The organism is Acidovorax sp. LjRoot38 (assembly GCF_964252975.1).
In the GTDB taxonomy this organism is placed as follows: Bacteria; Pseudomonadota; Gammaproteobacteria; order Burkholderiales; family Burkholderiaceae_C; genus Acidovorax; species Acidovorax facilis.
This window is the reverse complement of record NZ_CAXUPT020000011.1, coordinates 45,180-64,023: the sequence shown is the minus strand read 5'-3', so window position 1 is coordinate 64,023 and position 18,844 is coordinate 45,180. Positions and strand designations below refer to the sequence as shown.

Annotated in this window: 14 protein-coding genes; 9 read left to right on the top strand and 5 right to left on the bottom strand. The window is 64.7% G+C overall.

What is annotated here, in order from left to right; translation table 11 throughout:
* Window positions 1-93: 93 nt before the first annotated feature.
* The 7 genes from pstS (at window position 94) to phoR (ending at window position 7,017) form a co-directional block, all read left to right on the top strand.
* Window positions 94-1,116, top strand: a complete 1,023-nt coding sequence (pstS, locus tag ACSQ22_RS18985; RefSeq protein ID WP_121420530.1) for a phosphate ABC transporter substrate-binding protein PstS — start codon at window positions 94-96, stop codon at window positions 1,114-1,116.
* Window positions 1,117-1,227: 111 nt separating this feature from the next.
* Complete coding sequence (gene pstC / locus ACSQ22_RS18980) at window positions 1,228-2,217, top strand: phosphate ABC transporter permease subunit PstC (RefSeq protein WP_228897760.1); 990 nt, start codon at window positions 1,228-1,230, stop codon at window positions 2,215-2,217.
* 42 nt (window positions 2,218-2,259) lie between these two features.
* The gene (pstA, locus tag ACSQ22_RS18975) at window positions 2,260-3,114 is read left to right on the top strand and encodes a phosphate ABC transporter permease PstA (protein ID WP_055398211.1); all 855 of its coding nucleotides are present in this window, start codon (window positions 2,260-2,262) and stop codon (window positions 3,112-3,114) included.
* Window positions 3,115-3,171: 57 nt separating this feature from the next.
* The gene (pstB, locus tag ACSQ22_RS18970) at window positions 3,172-3,954 is read left to right on the top strand and encodes a phosphate ABC transporter ATP-binding protein PstB (RefSeq protein WP_055398210.1); all 783 of its coding nucleotides are present in this window, start codon (window positions 3,172-3,174) and stop codon (window positions 3,952-3,954) included.
* Between the two features lie 11 nt (window positions 3,955-3,965).
* Window positions 3,966-4,667, top strand: a complete 702-nt coding sequence (gene phoU / locus ACSQ22_RS18965; RefSeq protein WP_055398209.1) for a phosphate signaling complex protein PhoU — start codon at window positions 3,966-3,968, stop codon at window positions 4,665-4,667.
* Between the two features lie 19 nt (window positions 4,668-4,686).
* Complete coding sequence (gene phoB / locus ACSQ22_RS18960; protein ID WP_029412769.1) at window positions 4,687-5,394, top strand: phosphate regulon transcriptional regulator PhoB; 708 nt, start codon at window positions 4,687-4,689, stop codon at window positions 5,392-5,394.
* Between the two features lie 279 nt (window positions 5,395-5,673).
* Window positions 5,674-7,017: a phosphate regulon sensor histidine kinase PhoR gene (phoR, locus tag ACSQ22_RS18955; RefSeq protein WP_055398208.1), complete on the top strand. Its 1,344-nt coding sequence runs from the start codon at window positions 5,674-5,676 to the stop codon at window positions 7,015-7,017.
* Here phoR and ACSQ22_RS18950 read toward each other — a convergent pair.
* From ACSQ22_RS18950 to trxA, 5 genes are all read right to left on the bottom strand, one after another.
* The gene (locus ACSQ22_RS18950) at window positions 6,971-8,338 is read right to left on the bottom strand and encodes an MATE family efflux transporter (RefSeq protein WP_436131230.1); all 1,368 of its coding nucleotides are present in this window, start codon (window positions 8,336-8,338) and stop codon (window positions 6,971-6,973) included. The two genes, phoR and ACSQ22_RS18950, sit on opposite strands and share 47 nt — an antisense overlap.
* Window positions 8,339-8,359: 21 nt before the next feature.
* Window positions 8,360-10,060: a hypothetical protein gene (locus ACSQ22_RS18945; protein WP_121505985.1), complete on the bottom strand. Its 1,701-nt coding sequence runs from the start codon at window positions 10,058-10,060 to the stop codon at window positions 8,360-8,362.
* A gap of 106 nt (window positions 10,061-10,166) precedes the next feature.
* Complete coding sequence (locus tag ACSQ22_RS18940; protein WP_008906759.1) at window positions 10,167-10,421, bottom strand: type B 50S ribosomal protein L31; 255 nt, start codon at window positions 10,419-10,421, stop codon at window positions 10,167-10,169.
* A gap of 278 nt (window positions 10,422-10,699) precedes the next feature.
* Entirely contained in the window at window positions 10,700-11,962 is a 1,263-nt protein-coding gene (gene rho, locus ACSQ22_RS18935; protein ID WP_055398205.1) for a transcription termination factor Rho, read from the bottom strand.
* A gap of 261 nt (window positions 11,963-12,223) precedes the next feature.
* On the bottom strand, window positions 12,224-12,556 hold the full coding sequence (gene trxA, locus ACSQ22_RS18930) for a thioredoxin TrxA (RefSeq protein ID WP_008906761.1): 333 nt from the start codon (window positions 12,554-12,556) through the stop codon (window positions 12,224-12,226).
* Window positions 12,557-12,665: 109 nt separating this feature from the next.
* Between trxA and ACSQ22_RS18925 the strand changes: the two genes are divergently transcribed.
* Complete coding sequence (locus ACSQ22_RS18925; protein WP_436131229.1) at window positions 12,666-15,272, top strand: PD-(D/E)XK nuclease family protein; 2,607 nt, start codon at window positions 12,666-12,668, stop codon at window positions 15,270-15,272.
* Window positions 15,269-18,748 carry a UvrD-helicase domain-containing protein gene (locus ACSQ22_RS18920; protein WP_436131228.1) on the top strand — a complete coding sequence of 1,160 codons (3,480 nt, stop codon included), beginning with the start codon at window positions 15,269-15,271 and terminating at the stop codon, window positions 18,746-18,748. The genes ACSQ22_RS18925 and ACSQ22_RS18920 overlap by 4 nt, the downstream gene beginning before the upstream one ends.
* Window positions 18,749-18,844: the final 96 nt, after the last annotated feature.

Sequence of the window (18,844 nt, the reverse complement as noted above, 5' to 3'; positions counted from 1 at the left end):
CTGGTATGAGGAAGGTTTGTGTCACTGAATTGTCATCTGTGGGCCCTAGAGTTCAGCCTGTTCCTGTCAACCCTAGCCAAAAGGTACTGAATAATGAAACGCACATTTCTCAAAACCGTCGCTGTAGCACTGGCCTCCATGGCTGTAGGCAGTGCTTTTGCGGCGGACATCACCGGCGCTGGCGCAACCTTCCCGTTCCCCATGTACGCCAAATGGGCTGAAGCCTACAAAAAGGAAACGGGCACGGGGCTGAACTATCAGTCCATCGGCTCTTCCGGCGGCATCCGCCAGATTCGTGCCAAGACCGTGGCCTTTGGTGCATCCGATGCGCCAGTTTCCGGTGCTGATCTGGAGAAGGACGGCATGGTGCAGTTCCCTGCAATCATTGGTGGTACGGTGCCCGTGGTCAACCTTGAAGGCTTCAAGCCCGGCGAGTTGCGCGTGACGGGCCCTGTGCTGGCAGAAATCTTCCTGGGCAAGATCGCCAAGTGGAATGACGCGAAGCTGGCCGCACTGAACCCGGGCAAGACCTTGCCGGACCAAAACATCACCGTGGTTCACCGCGCTGATGGTTCGGGCACCACGTTCAACTGGACCGACTACCTGTCTGCTGTCAGCAAGGAATGGGCAGACTCCGTGGGCAAGGGCGCTGCCGTGAAGTGGCCTGCTGCGTCGTCGGTGGGTGGCAAGGGCAATGAAGGCGTGGCCGCCAACGTGACCCGGGTGAAGGGCGCTGTAGGTTATGTGGAATACGCCTACGTCAAGAAGAACAACATGAACTTCCTGCAGCTCCAAAACGCTGACGGCAAGTACGTAAGCCCTGATGACAAGACCTTTGCCGCAGCCGCAGCCAGCGCTGATTGGTTCAGCGTTCCTGGCATGGGCATCTCGATGGTCAATGCCAAGGGTGCAGAAAGCTGGCCTGTCAGCACAGCCTCGTTCATCCTGATGTACAAGGACCCTGCGGACAAGGCGCAGTCGGCTGAAGTTCTGAAGTTCTTTGATTGGGCGTTCAAGAATGGCAAAGGCATGGCCACGGAGCTGGACTATGTGCCGCTGCCTGACAGCCTGACCGCCGAGATCCGTTCCAAAGTCTGGTCGCAGATCAAGAAGTAAGTCAGTCTGCCCCAGAATACCCCCCATCGGCCGCCTTGGCTGGCCGATGGGTGCTGGTTTGTGGGGATCTCCAGAAGCCAGATGGGAGTCAACATGAGCGTGGGAACCACCATGAGTTCGCAACCCGGGTCCGCCAAAAAGACGGACGCCCCTACGGAGTCGATGGTATCGATTGCCAGGCGGCAGCGTCTTCAGGACATCTTTTTTCATCGGTTGACCCAAAGTCTTTCGCTGCTGGTGCTGGCGGCGCTGCTGGGGATCATCGTCTCTCTGTTTATCTACGCTTGGCCGACGTTCCATAAGTTCGGTGTCCAGTTCATCTGGCGCGTGGAATGGGACATCATCAATGAAGAGTTCGGTGCTGCGATTGCCATCGTCGGCACCCTGGCCAGTGCTGGCATTGCGCTGCTGATTGCGGTGCCTCTGGCTTTTGGCATTGCCCTTTTTCTGACGGAAACTTGCCCGGTCTGGCTGCGGCGCCCCCTGGGCACCGCAGTGGAGCTGTTGGCGGCCGTCCCCTCGATCATCTACGGCATGTTCGGTCTGTTCGTATTTGCCCCGCTGTTTGCCGATTACTTCCAGATGCCGGTGCAAAAGCTGCTGGGCTCCATGCCGCTGGTGGGCTTTCTGTTTGGCGGCAGCACCAACGGCTTTGGCATCCTGGCGGCCGGTATCGTGCTCGCGTTCATGGTGCTGCCGTTTGTGGCGGCCGTGATGCGCGACGTGTTCGAGATTGTGCCGCCCATCCTGCGCGAGTCTGCCTACGGCCTGGGCTGCACGACCTGGGAAGTGGTGCGCCGCGTGGTGCTGCCTTACACCCAGAAGGGCGTTATAGGCGGAATCATGCTGGGACTGGGTCGCGCTCTGGGGGAGACCATGGCTGTGACCTTTGTGATCGGCAACGCCAACCGCATGCCGACATCCCTCTTTTCGCCGGGAACCTCGATTGCCTCTACGCTGGCCAACGAGTTCGGCGAGGCGGCTGACTTCCATCTTTCCACGTTGTTCGCGCTGGGTTTCCTGCTGTTCGTGATCACCTTCGTGGTGCTTTCGGCCGCCAAGATCCTGATGCTGCGTGCTGAAAAGGCCAAGGGCCTTTGAGTCCTCACGCCCTGACCATGAACCTCTTTTGAGACAAGCTCCATGGAATTCAACCAACAACTTTACAAAAAGCGCCAGCGCTCCAACGCCATCGGTTTGACCCTTTCCCTGGGTGCGATGGTGCTGGGTCTGTTCGTGCTGCTCTGGATCCTGAGCGTTCTGCTCTCCAACGGCTTTGCTGCGCTGGACTGGAACATGTTCACCCAGTCCACGCCGGCGCCTGGATCGGAGGGCGGCGGGCTGGCCAATGCCATCGTCGGTAGCCTCATGATGGTGGGTTTTACCGTGCTGGTATCCACACCGATTGGTGTACTGGCTGGCGTGTACCTGGCGGAATACGGCGACCAGAGCAAGACGGCTGAACTCACCCGCTTTGTGACCGACATCATGTTGTCCGCGCCCTCCATCGTGCTGGGCCTGTTCGTCTATGCCATTGCCGTGGCGACGGTCGGCAATTTCTCAGGTTGGGCCGGTAGCCTGGCCTTGTCGCTGATCGCCGTGCCGGTGGTGGTCCGTACCACCGAGAACATGCTGCGCCTGGTGCCCGGCAGTCTGCGCGAGGCTGCTTTTGCACTGGGTGCACCACGCTGGAAAGTGTCCACCATGGTCACCCTGCGTGCTGCGCGCAGTGGCGTGATGACGGGCTTGCTGCTGGCTGTGGCCCGCATCAGTGGCGAGACTGCGCCGCTGTTGTTCACGGCGCTCAACAACCAGTTCTTCAGCACCAACATGAATGCCCCCATGGCCAACCTGCCGGTGGTGATCTTCCAGTTTGCCCTGAGCCCTTACGAAAACTGGGTGCGCCTGGCCTGGGGTGGGGCTTTGCTCATCACGTTGTCGGTGTTGATCCTCAACATCGTGGCGCGGGTTTTCCTGCGCGAAAAGAGCCGTGCCTGACCTGTCGGCCCATTACGCAGACACCACCCAGACAGCCTCCATTTTCAGGATTTGACAATGAACGCCACCGCTACCGTCACCCCCAGCAAGAATGCGCTGGAACTTCGCAACCTCAGCTTCTTCTATGGCAAGTTTCAGGGGCTGCGCAACGTCAGCCTCAACATTGCCGAGCACAAGGTGACTGCTTTCATTGGCCCCTCGGGCTGTGGTAAGTCCACCCTGCTGCGGACTTTGAATCGCATGTACAGCCTGTACCCGGGCCAGCGTGCCGAAGGCACCATCAACTTCTACGGCCAGGACATCCTGGACCCCAAGCAGGACATCAACCTGCTGCGCGCCCGCATCGGCATGGTGTTCCAGAAACCCACGCCGTTTCCCATGTCCATCTACGACAACATCGCCTTCGGTGTGAAGCTCTACGAAAGCCTGAGCAAAAGCGAGATGGACGACCGCGTGGAATGGGCGCTCTCCAAGGCCGCCTTGTGGACCGAGGTGAAGGACAAGCTGCACCAAAGCGGTTTGTCGCTCTCCGGCGGACAGCAGCAGCGCCTGTGCATTGCACGCAGCGTGGCGGTCAAGCCTTCTGTGCTGCTGCTTGACGAACCCACCTCGGCGCTGGACCCGCTGTCCACTGCCAAGATCGAAGAGCTGATCGACGAACTCAAGCACGACTACACGATTGCCATCGTGACGCACAACATGCAGCAGGCTGCCCGCTGCAGCGACTACACGGCCTACATGTACCTGGGCGAAATGATCGAGTTCGGTGCCACCGAGCAGATCTTCTTCAAGCCCGAGCGCAAGGAAACCGAAGACTACATCACCGGCCGTTTCGGCTAAGGAGACAGCAGATGCCCGATAAACACCTTTCGTCCCAGTTCGACAGCGAACTCAACAGCGTCTCCGCCCGTGTGATGGAGATGGGTGGCCTGGTGGAATCGCAGATTCGCCAGGCGGTATACGCCCTGTCGCAGTTCAGCCTGGAGGCCGTGGAGACCGTGGCCTCGATGGAAACCCGTATCAATGCGATGGAAGTCGAGATCGACCAGGAGCTGTCGTCCATCATCGCCCGCCGTCAGCCGACGGCGCGCGACCTGCGCCTGCTGCTGGCCTTCTCCAAGGCCACAGCCAACCTCGAACGCATGGGTGATGAGGCCAACAAGATGGCCCGTATGGTGCGCTCCATCATCGAGAGTGGTGCACCGCGCTCGCTGCCGTCGAGCGACCTGCGCACGGCAGCCGAGCTGGCGTCGGGCCTGCTGCGCAAGACGCTGGATGCTTTTGCGCGCCTGGACGTCAAGGCGGCGGTGGCCATCCTCAAGGAAGACGACCTGATCGACAAGGAATTCGATGGATTCGTGCGCAAGCTCATCACCTACATGATGGAAGACCCGCGCACCATCTCCCCCAGCCTGGACCTGCTGTTCCTGGCCAAGGCGATTGAGCGCATCGGCGACCATTCCAAGAACGTGGCTGAGTTGATCATCTATCTGGTCAAGGGCAAGGATGTGCGCCACACTGCCCTCGATGAGATCGAGTCAGCCGTTCTGTAAAAAGAGCTTTGGCAAAACTATGAGAAAGCTCCCACGCGTCCTCATCGTTGAGGACGAACCTGCGATTGCCGAGTTGATTGCAGTCAATCTACGCCACAACGGATTCCAGCCCTTTTGGGCGGAAGACGGTGACTCGGCCCAGCGCGAGCTGGATGCCGTGCTGCCGGATGTCATCCTGCTCGACTGGATGCTGCCGGGGCAAAGCGGCTTGTCGCTGGCACGCAAGTGGCGTGCGGACAGCCGCACCAAGCCGATCCCTATCCTGATGTTGACGGCCCGGGGCGATGAACCCGACAAGATCGCCGGGCTCGATGCGGGTGCCGACGACTACATCACCAAGCCGTTCTCCACGCAGGAGCTGCTGGCGCGGATCCGCGCCGTGCTGCGCCGTCGTGCTCCCGAGCAGGTCAGCGACAGCGTGACCATTGGCGAGCTGGTGCTCGATGCCGGCACCTACCGCGTGACCTTCCAGGGGCAGCCGCTCAAGGTGGGCCCCACCGAGTTCAAGCTGCTGCATTTCCTCATGAAACACGCTGAACGTGTGCACAGCCGCTCGCAGTTGCTCGACAAGGTGTGGGGTGACCATGTTTTCATCGAGGAGCGCACAGTGGATGTGCACGTCAAGCGGCTGCGCGAAGCCCTGGGCGCCGCCTCCGTGATGGTGGAAACCGTGCGTGGCGCGGGCTACCGGCTCACCGCCCAGCCCCAGGTGCAGTTGCAGGCCTGAGAGGCTGAGAGTCTTTTATCCGTGCCCGCCTTGTACGCCAAAACGCCCCGGCTCGTCGTTGCAAATGCTCGCCATAGCCCCAGCTATGGCTGTGCTTTGCGCCTAGATCCGAGGCGTTTTGGCGCGCCTTTCGGGCTTGGCTAAAAAACTCTCAGCCTCTGAGAGTCTGGTCATGATCTCCAGCGATAGAGTGAACAGGTGCTGAGGGCGCGGGCCTGATGTTGTCGATGGGGCGCACAGGATGCGCCCCTGTTTTTCTGAGAAGGCGTTGCTGACCGCATGCTGTGGCGTATTTCGTATTTCCTGCTCTGGCAGATAGCGGGTGGCGGGCTGGGATGGTGGCAGGGTGGTCCCTGGGGCGCAGCCCTGGGCGCCGCCCTGGCGGCGTGGGCCTGGTTTGTCTGGGATCTGCTGCGTGGCGCGCGTGTGCTGCGCTGGCTGCGCACGGGTGACCTGTCCGAAGTCCCGGCCATGCGCGGCATCTGGGGTGAGGCGGCAGACCGTGCGCGGCGCCTTTTGCGCAGGCAGGAGACCCAGATCCGCGACAGCCAGGACCGGCTGCAGGAGATCCTGGCCGCGCTGCAGGCCACGCCCAATGGGGTGGTGCTGCTGGATGCGCAAGGCCGCATCGAGTGGTGCAACCAGATGGCCGCCAGCCAGTTCGGCTTTGACGCCCAGCGCGATGTGATGCAGTCGATCGGCAACCTGGTGCGCGATCCCGAGTTCACGGCCTACTATGCCGCCCAGGATTTCAGCCACGATGTGGTACTGGAGGGGCGCTTCAGCACGCCATCGCGGCCGGTGCGCATCTCGGTGCATCTGCACCCCTATGGCGACGGGCGCACCCTGCTGCTGTCGCGCGATGTCACGGCGCTGGAGCAGGCCGAGGCCATGCGGCGCGACTTCGTGGCGAACGTGTCCCATGAGATCCGCACGCCCCTGACGGTGCTGACCGGTTTTGTCGAAACGCTGCAGACCTTGCCCCTGAGTGCCGACGAGCGCTCGCGCTACCTGGGCATGATGGCCCAGCAGGCGCTGCGCATGCAAAGTGTGGTGCAAGACCTTTTGACCCTGTCGCGCCTGGAGGGCAGTCCGCCACCGGGCATGGCGGAGTGGACGCCCGTGCAGGCGCTCATGCAGCGGTGCGAGGAGGAGGGGCGTGCGCTGTCGGCCGTGCTCTCGCAAAACCAGCCGCGCCAGCATGTCATGGTGTTTCCGTCGAAGGACGCGTTGCATGCCGAGGGCGACATTGCAGGCGTGCCCACCGAGTTGCAAAGCGCATTGTCGAACCTCATCAGCAATGCGGTGCGCTACACGCCTGCGGGTGGGGTGATCACGGTGGCGTGGCACCGCATGGAAGATGGCTGCGCAGTTTTCTCAGTGCAGGATACAGGCCCGGGAATCGCACCCGAACACATTCCGCGTTTGACAGAGCGTTTTTACCGCGTGGACCGCAGCCGCTCCCGCGAGACCGGTGGCACCGGCCTGGGGCTGGCCATCGTCAAGCATGTGCTGCAGCGGCACGGCGCCACGCTGGACATTGCCAGCACCCTGGGCAAGGGCTCGGTGTTCTCGGTCACCTTCCCTGCGAACCGGTTGCGCGGGTTTTCGCTGCCGGTCTGACCGCACGCCACAGCATGGCCAGGAACAGCGCGGCAGTGAGCCACAGCGCCACCGCGCTTGCGGCCCAGAAGGGTGTGGGCGATGGCTCCGCTGCCCAAGGCCCCAGGCCCCGGTAGGCCAGCAGGTAGCCGCCCCCCAAGCCCGCACCCCACAGCAACACGCAATACACCACCAGCGGCGCCACGGTGATGCGGTAGCAGCGCAACACAAACACGCACAGCGTCTGCAGTGCATCGGCTGCGTGGTACGCAGCGACCCACACGATGACCCCGCCCGTCAGGGCCAGCACGCCGGTGTTGGTGGAGTACAAACCGCCAATGTGATTTTTTGCTATTAATAATATAGCTGCTAGCGCAATACCAATAAGCGCTGAAAGTCTAAAACCTATAAAAACCACCTTGCGCGCCCGTGCTGGATCGCCAGCGCCCAGCCAGTAGCTGACGCGGGCGCTGGTGGCGATGGCCAGCGACAGCGGCACCATGTAGAGCACAGCCGCCACATTGGCCGCGATCTGGTGCGCCGCCGATGCGGTGGTGCCCTGGCGTGCAATGAACAACGCCATCAGCGTGAACGACGTCACCTCCACCATCACAGCCAGACCGGCCGGGATGCCCAGGCGGGCAAAGCCCGCAATGGTGGGCCAGTGCGGGGGCTCCATACGGCGCCAGATGCGCAGGGGTTCATAGATGTCCTGCGTGCGCAGCAGCCAGATGGCCAGCGCAAGCATGCTGCCGTTGACCACCAGGGTGGCCCACGCGCATCCCACCACGCCTTGCGCAGGCAGCCCTGCGCCGCCAAAGGTGAACCAGATCGACAGTGGCAGCTTGATGAACAGCGAGCCCACCTGCAGCCAGGTCACCAGCTTGGGGCGGCCCAGTGCCTGGTTCAAGGTGCTGTAGATGCGAAAAAGCAGGGCAGGCGGCAGTGCCAGGGCCAGCACGGCCAGGTAACTCTCCACCTCGGTGCGCAGGGCTGGCGGCACCTCGGTCCAGCGCAGCAGAGGTGCGGGGGACAGCAGGATGGCCATGCCCACCAGTGAGGCCGCGCCGCACAGGTACAGCGACTGCCGCAGAGACCGGCCCAGGCCGTCGGTCTGCCGGGCGCCGCGCAACTCGGCCCACACCGGAAGCAGCGCCTGCAGCACGCCAATCAGCGCCACATACACGCTGATGAAGATGGCGCTGCCCACCGAGAGTGCCGCCAGCGAGGCTTCTCCATGGCGCCCGGCGACGATGGTGTCTGTCACGCCAAACGCCATCACCGCCAGTTGCCCGGCCAGCACCGTGATGGCGTGGCGCGAGATGGTCGAAAGCTCCGACATTACTCCGGCATCATTCGGGCATCAGCGTGCAGGCCCCGCACGGTGAAACACCAGGAGGTGATCGTTCTTGTCAGTGGGGCGTGGAATGGTGGCCCGGGCTTCCCAGCGCGCCACATTCACCATGCGCTCGGACGGAGGCCAGGAGGCGATGTCAGCCACCAGCCAGTCGCACTCGTCCTGCAGGCCCGCCCTCTGCAGCGATAGGCCACCGTGGTACTGCAGAGCCGCCACCTGGGCACGGTTCAACCCTACCGTCTGCACACAGCCCGGGGATGGGCCCAGTGCGGCCATCACACTGCGAACCTGGGGGCGATAGCTGCGGGCGTAGTCCAGTAGCGGCAACCACAAAGTCATCAGCAGCAGCCAGCCCAGCGCAGCGCCGCTGGCTGGCAGCACCAGGCTCTTCCAGATGGGCGCCCGGTTGCGCGCGGCGCGCCACCACACCAGGCTGCACCAGCCCACGGTGGCCGCCAGGGCCACGACAAGCGCCAGTGCGGAAAACTGCGGCACAAAACCAGGGGCCAGCTTGGCCACATTGGCTGCAGGCTTGGCGGGAACGCCCGTTTGCATGGCAATCCAGATCACCCAGATCGCCAGCGCTGAAACGGTGAAGAACAGCAGCGTGAACCAGTCGATCAGCGCCCCCACACTGCGCCGCAGCGTGGGCAGTGCAAACGCTGCCAGTGCCGCCAGGGCCGGCAGACCGAGCAGGAGGGCCCTGTCTGCAGGTTGGGTGGTGATGGTGGCGGCAATGGAGACTGCCGAGAACCACAGCGGGAGCAGCAGGTGCCTGTGCCCCTGGCGGCTGATGATCTGCTTGCGCCAGCGCCATAGCGTCCACAGGGCCAGGGGCCAGGCGGGCCATCCAAACCACAGCAGCAGCCGCGCCAGGCTCTGCCACTCTTTGCCGCCTGAGCCGGAATCCACAATTCGCCAGCGCCAGAGATCGAGCCCCCAGGCGATCAGCGCCGCTGCCAACGTGATTGCCCCGAGGGCCAGGGCCCAGCGCAGGCGATGGTCTGTCTGGCTGCCTGGCGCATACACCACCACCACCATGCTGCCCAGTCCCAGCAATGCTGCAAGCGCCGGCGCGCCTGCCAGCGTGAGCCCCACCATGCCTGTGGCCAGCGCCACGGCAGGGGCTACGGTGCGGTGGGGCATGGCTGCAACCGCAAAAAAGATCAGCGCCGTGCAACTGAGCTGCACCAGATAGCTGGTGACCTCATGCGAGAGCTGCGCGAGGCCCAGGCAGGCAATCAGGGCCAGCAACCCGCCATCGGCAATGGCGCGGGCGTAGTCGGGTGGATTGGCTTCGCCCCCAAAGGCAAAGGCCACAGGCTGGGCGCCGGGGCTGCGGGCGAGGTAGTAGACGGCGTACCACGTGGCAATGAGGGTGATGACCAGCAGGAGTGCGAAGGGTAGGCGCACCGCCATCTCGGCAGAAACCCACTGGGGCGCCAGCTGAATTGCCCAAGCGCCCAGCCAGTACGGCAGCAGTCCCTCGGTTTCCGGGGGCATGCCGCCCAGCAGGGGGCTCAGCCAGGGCGTGCGCCCGTGGGCCAGCTCCAGCATGTAGCCAAACGCCGTGACATCCGCACTTTTCCACGGGTCGCGCCCCACGAAGCCGGGCACGACATAGGCAATACACAGCAGTACCAGTGCCCAGCGTGGCAGGGGGCTGACAGCGTTCTGGGTAACGATGGCGGGGGTCGGTGGATTCACGCGTCAGAGGGCGGCAAAGCGAAGCCACCGAGAATAAGGGCAAAACCAACGGAAAAAGGCAGCCCGGTTGCCCGGGCTGCCTTTTTGGCGGGAACGCAAGGGCGAATTACTTCGCTGCGGTCTTGCCGAAACGGTTGCGGAAGCGCTCCACGCGGCCACCCATGTTGTCCACCGACTTTTGCGTACCGGTGTAGAAGGGGTGCGATTCAGAAGACGTATCCAGCTTGAACAGCGGGTATTCCTTGCCTTCGAAGGTTTCCATTTCCTTCGTGTTCACGCAGGAACGGGTCACGAACTTGAAGCCGTTGGACAGGTCCGAGAACAGGACTTCGCGGTAGTTGGGGTGAATGCCTTCTTTCATGATCAATCCTTGTCAAGTGCGGGAGCCGCGCTGAACCCGGAGCAACCTTTGCGCCGTGGAACATCCAACGTACTTTCCGCAGAAAAAGCCCTCTATTATTGCACAGGCGGTTTGATGGCATTTTCGCGACGGCCCGTAACGGCTGAAACTGGCAAGGCCCTGGCCAGAACCGCCGCGCAAGGGCCGCCCCGCCCCGCCGCGCTGGCGGCGGCCCCCTTCCCGAATTGCGTAGCAATTCGAGAGAAGGGGGGAAGGCGCGAAAGCGCCTCAGGTGGCTGTCACCCTCCTCTTCGCATCATGTCAAAGAAGTCCACATTGGTCTTGGTGGCCTTCATGTTCTTGATCATCAGCTCCATCGACTCGATCTCGTCCATGTTGTACATGAACTGGCGCAGGATGCGGGTCTTTTGAAGGATCTCGGGCGCCAGCAGCAGCTCTTCGCGGCGCGTGCCGCTCTTGTTGAGCTCGATGGCGGGGAACACGCGCTTTTCGTACAGGCGGCGGTTCAGGTGGATTTCGCAGTTGCCCGTGCCCTTGAACTCTTCAAAGATCACTTCGTCCATGCGGCTGCCGGTGTCGACCAACGCGGTGGCGATGATGGTGAGCGAGCCACCTTCTTCGACCTTGCGCGCGGCGCCGAAGAAGCGCTTGGGGCGCTGCAGTGCGGCGGCGTCCACACCGCCCGAAAGCACCTTGCCGCTGGAGGGCACGACGTTGTTGTAGGCGCGCGCCAGGCGGGTGATGGAGTCCAGCAGGATGACCACGTCCTTCTTCAGCTCGACCAGGCGCTTGGCGCGCTCGATCACCATCTCGGCCACGTGCACGTGGCGGGCGGCGGGCTCGTCGAAGGTGGAGGCGATGATCTCGCCCTTCACCGTGCGCTGCATTTCGGTCACTTCTTCAGGGCGCTCGTCCACCAGCAGCACCATCAGGTGCACGTCGGGGTTGTTGGCCGTGATGGCGTGGGCGATGTGCTGCATCATCACCGTCTTGCCGCTCTTGGGCGGGGCGACGATCAGCGCGCGCTGGCCACGGCCGATGGGCGCAATGATGTCGATGATGCGGCCTGTGATGTTTTCTTCGCCCTTGAAGTCGCGCTCCAGCTTCATCTGTTCCTTGGGGAACAGGGGCGTCAGGTTCTCGAACATCACCTTGTGCTTGTTCTGCTCCGGCGGGCCGCCGTTGACGGAGTCGAGCTTGTTCAGGGCGAAGTAGCGCTCACCGTCTTTGGGTGTGCGGACTTCACCTTCGATCATGTCGCCGGTGTGCAGATTGAAACGGCGCACCTGGCTCGGGCTGATGTAGATGTCGTCCGTGCTGGCCGTGAAGCTCGTGTCGGGGCTGCGCAGGAAGCCGAAACCGTCGGGCAAAATTTCCAGCACGCCATCGGCAATGATTTGTTCCCCGGTCTTGGCCCGCTTCTTGATGATCGCAAACATCAGCTCCTGCTTGCGCATGCGGCCGGTATTTTCGATTTCGAGTTCTTCGGCTTGCTTCAGGACTTCAGACACGTGCAGTGCCTTGAGTTCGTTTAAGTGCATGGAATGACTCCTTGGCGGAGCTGGTATGAATCTTGGGGGAGGAGGGCTGGTGCCAGATGGGCTGCTGTTTGCAGGTCTGGCTCGCCGGGGATCTCGGTCCGGCTGCCAATGCGTGCAGGCCGGTGATCTGAAGGAATTATGACAGGAAAAAAAGCGGGAGATTCACGGGATCCGAATTCGGTCTGTGTCTGGCGCTGCAAGTGGTGTCGTGAAAACAAACAACCCCGCGTGCATGGGCAGGCGCGGGGTTGTGGGTGCGGATCAGGCCAGTTGCTGATCGATGAAGGCGGTCAGTTGCGCCTTGCTCATGGCGCCGACCTTGGTGGCGGCCAGCTGGCCGTCCTTGAACAGCATCAGTGTGGGAATGCCGCGAATGCCGAACTTGGCGGGGATCTCGCGGTTTTCGTCCACATTCATCTTGGCGATCTGCAGCTTGCCCTGGTAGGTGCCTGCCACTTCGTCCAGGATCGGGGCAATCATTTTGCAGGGGCCGCACCATTCGGCCCAGTAGTCCACCAGCACGGCGGAGCCGGGTTGCAGCACGTCGGCTTCAAAGCTGGCGTCAGAGACATGTTTGATGAGTTCGCTGGCCATGGCGGATTCCTTGATTTTGAGCGGGTTGTGACCGGTGTACGTTTAAAGTCTGGGCATTGTGACAGAAACCAATCCCACGTTCACCGGTGTGGCCGGGCCTTGCGACGCTATGACAGTCATAGCGAAAAGCGATCAAACCAGTGGGTTTGCTGTCGCCAGCACCGCCTTGTGGCAACGTGCTCTGGCCCAGGTGGCCGCACATGCCCAGGCCCATGGCGCCCATTTGGCGCGCACAGTGGTGTTGGTGCCCTACGCCCAGCTCATGCCCTGGGCCCAGCGCCACTGGGCGCTGCAGTTTCCGCAAGGCTTTGCGCCGCGCTTTGAAACCACCCGCAACTGGGCTCGCCAGTTGCAGGTGTTTGAGCCTTCGGCCGACGACTTTGCGGGCGACGTGGCGCGCGACACCCTCACGGCCCGCGCCTTGCTCGATCGTGTGGGGCAGGGCGCCCAGCGCGAGATGCTGGCCACGCCCCTGCAAGAAGCCGCCGCACAACTGGCACCCGCCGTGGCCGCTGTGCCCCCCGCGCAGCGCGCCGCCTGGGGCGACGAGGCCCGCAAACTGCTGGCCACCGCCGACGAGGGCAGCAGCCTGCATTACGAGGCCCTGGTGGCGCGCCTGGCGCTGGAATGGGTGCTGGCCTCGCGTCACGCCACCGATGTGCTGTTCGAGCCCGGTGTGCGCGCGGCGGTGGATGTGTTGGTGGTGCTCGAAGGCTTTCAGTCCGACGCGCTCCCCCAGGCCCTGCTGGCCCATTGGGGCGAGCAGGGGGCTTGTGTTGCGCTGCCAGCATTGGTCGATGAAGCTCCCGCGCCGCCAAAACGCGCTCTGCACGCAGCCACCGATGCCGAAGACGAAGCCCACCGCGCCGCCGCCTGCGTGTTGGCCCATGTCCGCGATGGCCGGGTGCCCGTGGCGCTGGCTGCGACTGACCGGGCCTTGATCCGCCGCGTGCTGGCCCACCTGGACAGCAGCGGTGTGCTGGTGCGCGATGAAAGTGGCTGGATTCTCTCGACCACACGCGCCGCTTCGCGGGTCATGGCCACGCTGCAGGCTGCGGCGTGGAACGCCTCTTCCAACGTGGTGCTGGACTGGATCAAACACACCCCTGCGCTGATGCCGGGCGAGGTGAATCGGCTGGAGCAATGGCTGCGCAAGGGCGTGGTGCAGCACTGGAGCGCTGCTGCCGCCCGCGACCTGAGCGCCCAGCCCCACCTGGCCCGCACCGTGGCCACGGTGGAGGCCTGGCGTGACACCCTGCGCACTGCGCGCCCGCTGGCGCAGTGGCTGCCCGCCCTGCGCGCCGTGCTGGAGCAGGCGGGCCAGTGGCAAGGACTCTCGGCCGACCCGGCCGGCATGCGTGTGCTGGCTGCTCTGCGCCTGCAAGACGGCCAACAGGCCGAGCTGGACGCCTGGGGCGACAGCGCGGGCCGGCGCATGACGCTGGCCGAATTCACCCGATGGGCCAAGGACGTGCTCGAAGCCGGGCGCTACGTGGCCGCACAGGCCGCCGATGCGCCCGTGGTGGTGGTGCCCCTGCCGCAACTGCTGGCCCGTCCCTTTGCCGCCGCCGTGCTGCCGGGCTGCGATGAAAAGCGTTTGCAAGCCGCGCCTGAACCATCAGGCGACTGGTCGCAGGCCCAGCGCGAGGCCTGGGGCCTGCCCACACGCCAGTCGCTGGAGGCCGCCCAGCGGGCCGCCTGGGCCCACGCCCTGCGCACGCCCGTGGTGGACGTGCTGTGGCGCACCGGCGATGAGGGCGGCGAGCCCCTGCTAGCCAGCGCCCTGGTGCTGGCCCTGCAACTGGATGGCGCCGCTACACCCGGCACGGACGACCGTGCGGCCCGTGCGGTGGCCGCCACTCCCACGCTGCGTCCCCAGCCCGTGGGCCAGGCGTTGCCGGTGGCGCACCTGTCGTCCACCGCGTATTCCGACCTGCGCCATTGTCCGTACCGCTTCTTTGCACAGCGCCAGCTGGGTCTGCGCGAGGCCGACGAACTGGATGCCGAAGTGGACAAGCGCGACTTTGGCAACTGGCTGCACGCCGTGCTGCAGCACTTTCACGAGGCGTTGCTGGCTGAGCCCACCGACCACCCGGACGAGCGCCGCACCCGCATGGACGCCGCCGCCGAGGCTGTCACCCGCGAACAGCGGTTGCAAGACGGAGACTTTCTGCCCTTTGCCGCAGGCTGGGCGCAAATGCGCGACGGCTACCTGCAATGGCTGGCAGGGCACGAGCAGCAGGGCGCCACCTTCCGCCAGGCCGAGGTCAAGGCGCGCCAGCCGCTGGGCGATCTGGAGCTGGTCGGCACCCTCGACCGCATCGATGGTGTCTCGTCTACCGGCGAGCCCACGGTGCTGGTGATTGACTACAAAACCGAAAGCGACAGCGTGACCCGCCAGCGCATCAAGAGCGGAGCGGAGGACACGCAACTGGCCTTCTACGCCGCCCTGCTGAGCCACGATACCCTGCGCGCTGCCTACGTCAACGTGGGCGAGCGCGGCGAGACACAGATACACGAACAGGACGAGGTGGTGCACCTGCGCGATGTGCTGATCGAAGGCATACAGCACGACATGGCCCGCATCGCCGCCGGTGCGCCGCTGCCCGCGCTGGGCGAGGGCTCGGTGTGCGAGTTCTGCGCCGTGCGCGGCCTGTGCCGCAAAGACTACTGGGCGGACGCTGAACAGGCGTTGCCCGCGCAAGAGACGCCATGACCGTCAGCATTCCACAACCCACCCAGGCCGCCTACGAACACAACGGCCGCCCCGTCTCGCGCGAGGCCTTCTATGCCATTGCCTGCGACCCCGCACGCAGCGTGGCGGTGGAGGCCTGCGCGGGTGCGGGCAAGACCTGGATGCTGGTCTCGCGCATGCTGCGAGCGCTGCTCGACGGCTGCGCGCCGCACGAGATCCTGGCCATCACCTTCACCAAAAAGGCGGCGGGCGAAATGCGCCAGCGCCTGCAAGAATGGTTGGAGCAGTTCAGCCACAAGCCGGTGGAAGAACTGACGGCCGAGCTGATTGCACGCGGAATCAGCCCCCAAGGCGCGCTGGAAAAGCGCGAGGCGCTACAAAATCTATACCGCCAGCTGCTCGAAGCGGGCCGCCCGGTGCAAATCCGCACTTTCCACAGCTGGTTTGCCGCGCTGCTGGGCACAGCCCCGCTGGCGCTGCTGCAGCAACAGGGCCTGCCCGCGCACTTTGAGCTGCTCGAAGACGATGCCGAGGCCGTGCGCGAGGTGTGGCCCCCGTTCTTGCAGACCGTTGCCGACAGCGCAAGCCTGCGCGCCGACTACGAAGCCGTGGTGGCCCGCCACGGCCGCTCGCAAACGCACAAGGCCCTGGCAGCGGCGCTGGCCAAGCGGGTGGAGTTCGATCTGGCCGACGAGGCAGGTGTGGTGGATGCCTCGGTGCCGTCGTTCCAGCAGGCCTACCCCGAACTGGCCGCGTTGGCAGAGCCGGCCGATGCTTTGCAGACCGAAGCTGCTCTTCAACGCTGGCGCAGCCGCGCCAGCGCCCTGGGCGCAGAGGCCAACAAGACCCCTCAGAAAGCGGCGGACGCCATCATCGACGCGCTGGCCTGCGCCGACCTGAATCAGCGCTTGGACCAATTGCGCCGTGCGATGTTCGTGGCCAAGGAAGACCGCCTCTCCAAGAACCTGGAGAAGTTCCCCGCCGCGCAGGAGGCCGAGCCCGAGCTGCAGCGCCTGCTCACCGCCCGCCGCCAGCACGAGGCCTGGCAGCACCAGCAGCGCATGGCCCGGCTGGCGCGCTGCCTGATTGCGCAGTTTGTGGCCGTCAAGCAGCAGCACGGCTGGGTGGACATGAACGATGTGGAGCGCACCGCCCTGGTCATGCTGGCCGACCCGGTGCTCAGCGGCTGGGTGCAGGAGCGGCTCGATGCCCGCATCCGCCACCTGCTGGTCGATGAGTTCCAGGACACCAACCCGCTGCAGTGGCAGGCGCTGCACGCGTGGCTGTCCGGCTATGCGGGCTCGGGCGGTGGTTCGGCCGCACCCAGCGTGTTCATCGTGGGCGACCCCAAGCAGAGCATCTACCGCTTTCGCCGCGCCGAGCCGCAGGTGTTCATCGCCGCGCAGGCTTTTGTGCGCGATGGGCTGGGCGGTGATCTTTTGAGCTGCGACCACACACGCCGCAATGCGCAGGGCGTGATCGGCGCCGTCAACGCCGTGATGGGCCAGGCCCAGGCGCAGCAAGAGACCAGCGGATTCCGCGACCACACCACTGAATCGAAACATACAGGCCAGCTGCTGCGCCTGCCCGCCATCACCGACGCGGACGACGATGGCCAGGGCGCAGCGCGCGACCCCCTGGCCTGGCGCGACAGCCTGACCGAACCCCGCCACGAGGCCGAAGAAACCCAGCGCATGCGCGAATGCACCCAGGCCGCTGCCTGGGTGGCCGCGCAGATTGCCAGCGGCACGCCGCCCAAAGAGGTGCTGGTGCTGGCCCGCAAGCGCGACCGCCTGGCCAGCATGCAAGACGCCCTGCGCGCCCTGCACCTGCCCTGTGTGCAGCCCGAAAAGGCGGACCTGTTCGACGCGCCCGAGGTGCAGGACATGGTGGCGTTGCTGGATGTACTGGTCTCGCCCACCCACGACCTGTCGCTGGCCCGCGCGCTCAAGTCGCCCCTTTTCAGCCTGGGCGACGACGCCCTGGTGGCCTTGGCCGTGCTGCGCCGCCAGCCGGAACATGCGGGCTGCAGTTGGTTTGATTTGCTATTAAAAAGTGAGCTGCTTGCGCCTGATTTGAAAGCGCTGAGGCCTGTTTTGATTCAATACCAAGACTGGGTGAGTGGCCTGCCGCCGCACGATGCGCTGCATGCCATCTACGAGCACGGCGACGTGCTGGCCTGCTTCGCCGCTGCTGCCCCGGTCACCCAGCGCCAGGCAGTGCAGGCCAACCTGCGCGCGCTGCTGGCGGCATCGCTGCAGCACGACGGCGGCCGCTACCTCACGCCCTATGCGTTTGTGCGGGCCATGAAGAAGTGCGGCGTGCGCGCCCCCGGCCGGGCCGATGCGCAGGCCGTTCGCCTGCTGACGGTGCACGGCGCCAAGGGGCTGGAGGCCGACTGCGTGCTGCTGCTCGACACCGACACCCGCCCGCAAAAAGCCGAGACCATGGGCGTGCTGGTGGACTGGCCTGGCGAGCAGGCAGTGCCCTCGGCCTTCGTTTTTCTGGCCAGCGAATCGAACCCGCCGCCCAGTGCAGAGGCCGCGCTGGTCGCCGAGCAGCAGGCCCGCAGCCGCGAGGAGTTGAACATGCTCTACGTGGCCATGACGCGCGCCAAACATTGCCTGGCGCTGTCGTCCGTGCAACCCGGCAATTCGGCGCCGGGCAGCTGGTGGAACCGACTGGCACCACTGGTGACCGAGGTGGACGCGGGCGCGGGCCCAGCGCCTTCCGCTGGAGCCGGTGCGACCCCCGACACCTTCACCATTGCCGCGCTGCACCCCCTGCCCGAAGCCCTGCAAAGCGCCCGCACCAAACCTGGTGCTGCAGCTGCCGACCCCACCAGTGCTACGCCCGTGGCCATGCCTGGCGACGCCGAGTCCACCCCCCTGTCACGCCAGGGCGACGCCATGCACCAACTGTTGGAGCAGGCCGGTGTGGCCGGTGCCCCGCTGGCCGACCTGCGCACCCACGGCTGGCCTGCTGCGCGCATTGCAAGGCTGGCCAGCGACCACGACATTGCCCCTGCAGCGGCCGAGTTGGCGGCCCGCATGGCACAGGGCATCCTGGCCGGGGAGGGAGCCTGGGCGTGGGACCCGGAGCTGGTGCAGACCGCCATCAACGAAGCCCCGCTGCATTACCAGGGCCAAAGCCTGCGCATCGACCGGCTGGTGCTGCGCCGTGCCCTGTCTGCAGATGACGCCGTGGCAGGCTGGTGGGTGCTCGACTACAAAAGCGCCTCCCAGCCTCAGCGCCAGCAAGCGCTGGTGGCGCAACTGCAGCGCTACCAAGAAGCCGTACAGGCCCTGATGCCGGGCGAGGCCGTGCACGCGGCCTTCCTCACAGGCGATGGGCGTTTGGTGCGGGCAGGGGGCGGGCCCACCCCTGCCGCCGTCGGGCATACTCTCGCCCCCGCTGCGCCGGATGCCTTAGCAAAGCCCGAGCGTCCACGCCCCGCGCCGGGGCCTGCAGATTCTGCGCAAGGCTCTTTGTTTTGACCCGCACCCAGGGCTTCCAACCCGCACAACGCCCCCACTTTTAGCAAGGTTCTCCCGTGTCTCACACCCTTTCTCCTTCCGATTCACCCGTCGCAC

Excerpts from the sequence above, each read along its gene's own strand:
- phoB (WP_029412769.1), top strand. The coding sequence starts at position 4,687 with ATGAGAAAGCTCCCACGCGTCCTCATCGTTGAGGACGAACCTGCGATT.
- pstB (WP_055398210.1), top strand. The coding sequence starts at position 3,172 with ATGAACGCCACCGCTACCGTCACCCCCAGCAAGAATGCGCTGGAACTT.
- phoU (WP_055398209.1), top strand. The coding sequence starts at position 3,966 with ATGCCCGATAAACACCTTTCGTCCCAGTTCGACAGCGAACTCAACAGC.
- pstS (WP_121420530.1), top strand. The coding sequence starts at position 94 with ATGAAACGCACATTTCTCAAAACCGTCGCTGTAGCACTGGCCTCCATG.
- rho (WP_055398205.1), bottom strand. The coding sequence starts at position 11,962 with ATGCACTTAAACGAACTCAAGGCACTGCACGTGTCTGAAGTCCTGAAG.
- pstA (WP_055398211.1), top strand. The coding sequence starts at position 2,260 with ATGGAATTCAACCAACAACTTTACAAAAAGCGCCAGCGCTCCAACGCC.
- trxA (WP_008906761.1), bottom strand. The coding sequence starts at position 12,556 with ATGGCCAGCGAACTCATCAAACATGTCTCTGACGCCAGCTTTGAAGCC.
- pstC (WP_228897760.1), top strand. The coding sequence starts at position 1,228 with ATGAGTTCGCAACCCGGGTCCGCCAAAAAGACGGACGCCCCTACGGAG.
- phoR (WP_055398208.1), top strand. The coding sequence starts at position 5,674 with ATGCTGTGGCGTATTTCGTATTTCCTGCTCTGGCAGATAGCGGGTGGC.
- ACSQ22_RS18925 (WP_436131229.1), top strand. The coding sequence starts at position 12,666 with ATGACAGTCATAGCGAAAAGCGATCAAACCAGTGGGTTTGCTGTCGCC.
- ACSQ22_RS18940 (WP_008906759.1), bottom strand. The coding sequence starts at position 10,421 with ATGAAAGAAGGCATTCACCCCAACTACCGCGAAGTCCTGTTCTCGGAC.
- ACSQ22_RS18920 (WP_436131228.1), top strand. The coding sequence starts at position 15,269 with ATGACCGTCAGCATTCCACAACCCACCCAGGCCGCCTACGAACACAAC.
- ACSQ22_RS18950 (WP_436131230.1), bottom strand. The coding sequence starts at position 8,338 with ATGTCGGAGCTTTCGACCATCTCGCGCCACGCCATCACGGTGCTGGCC.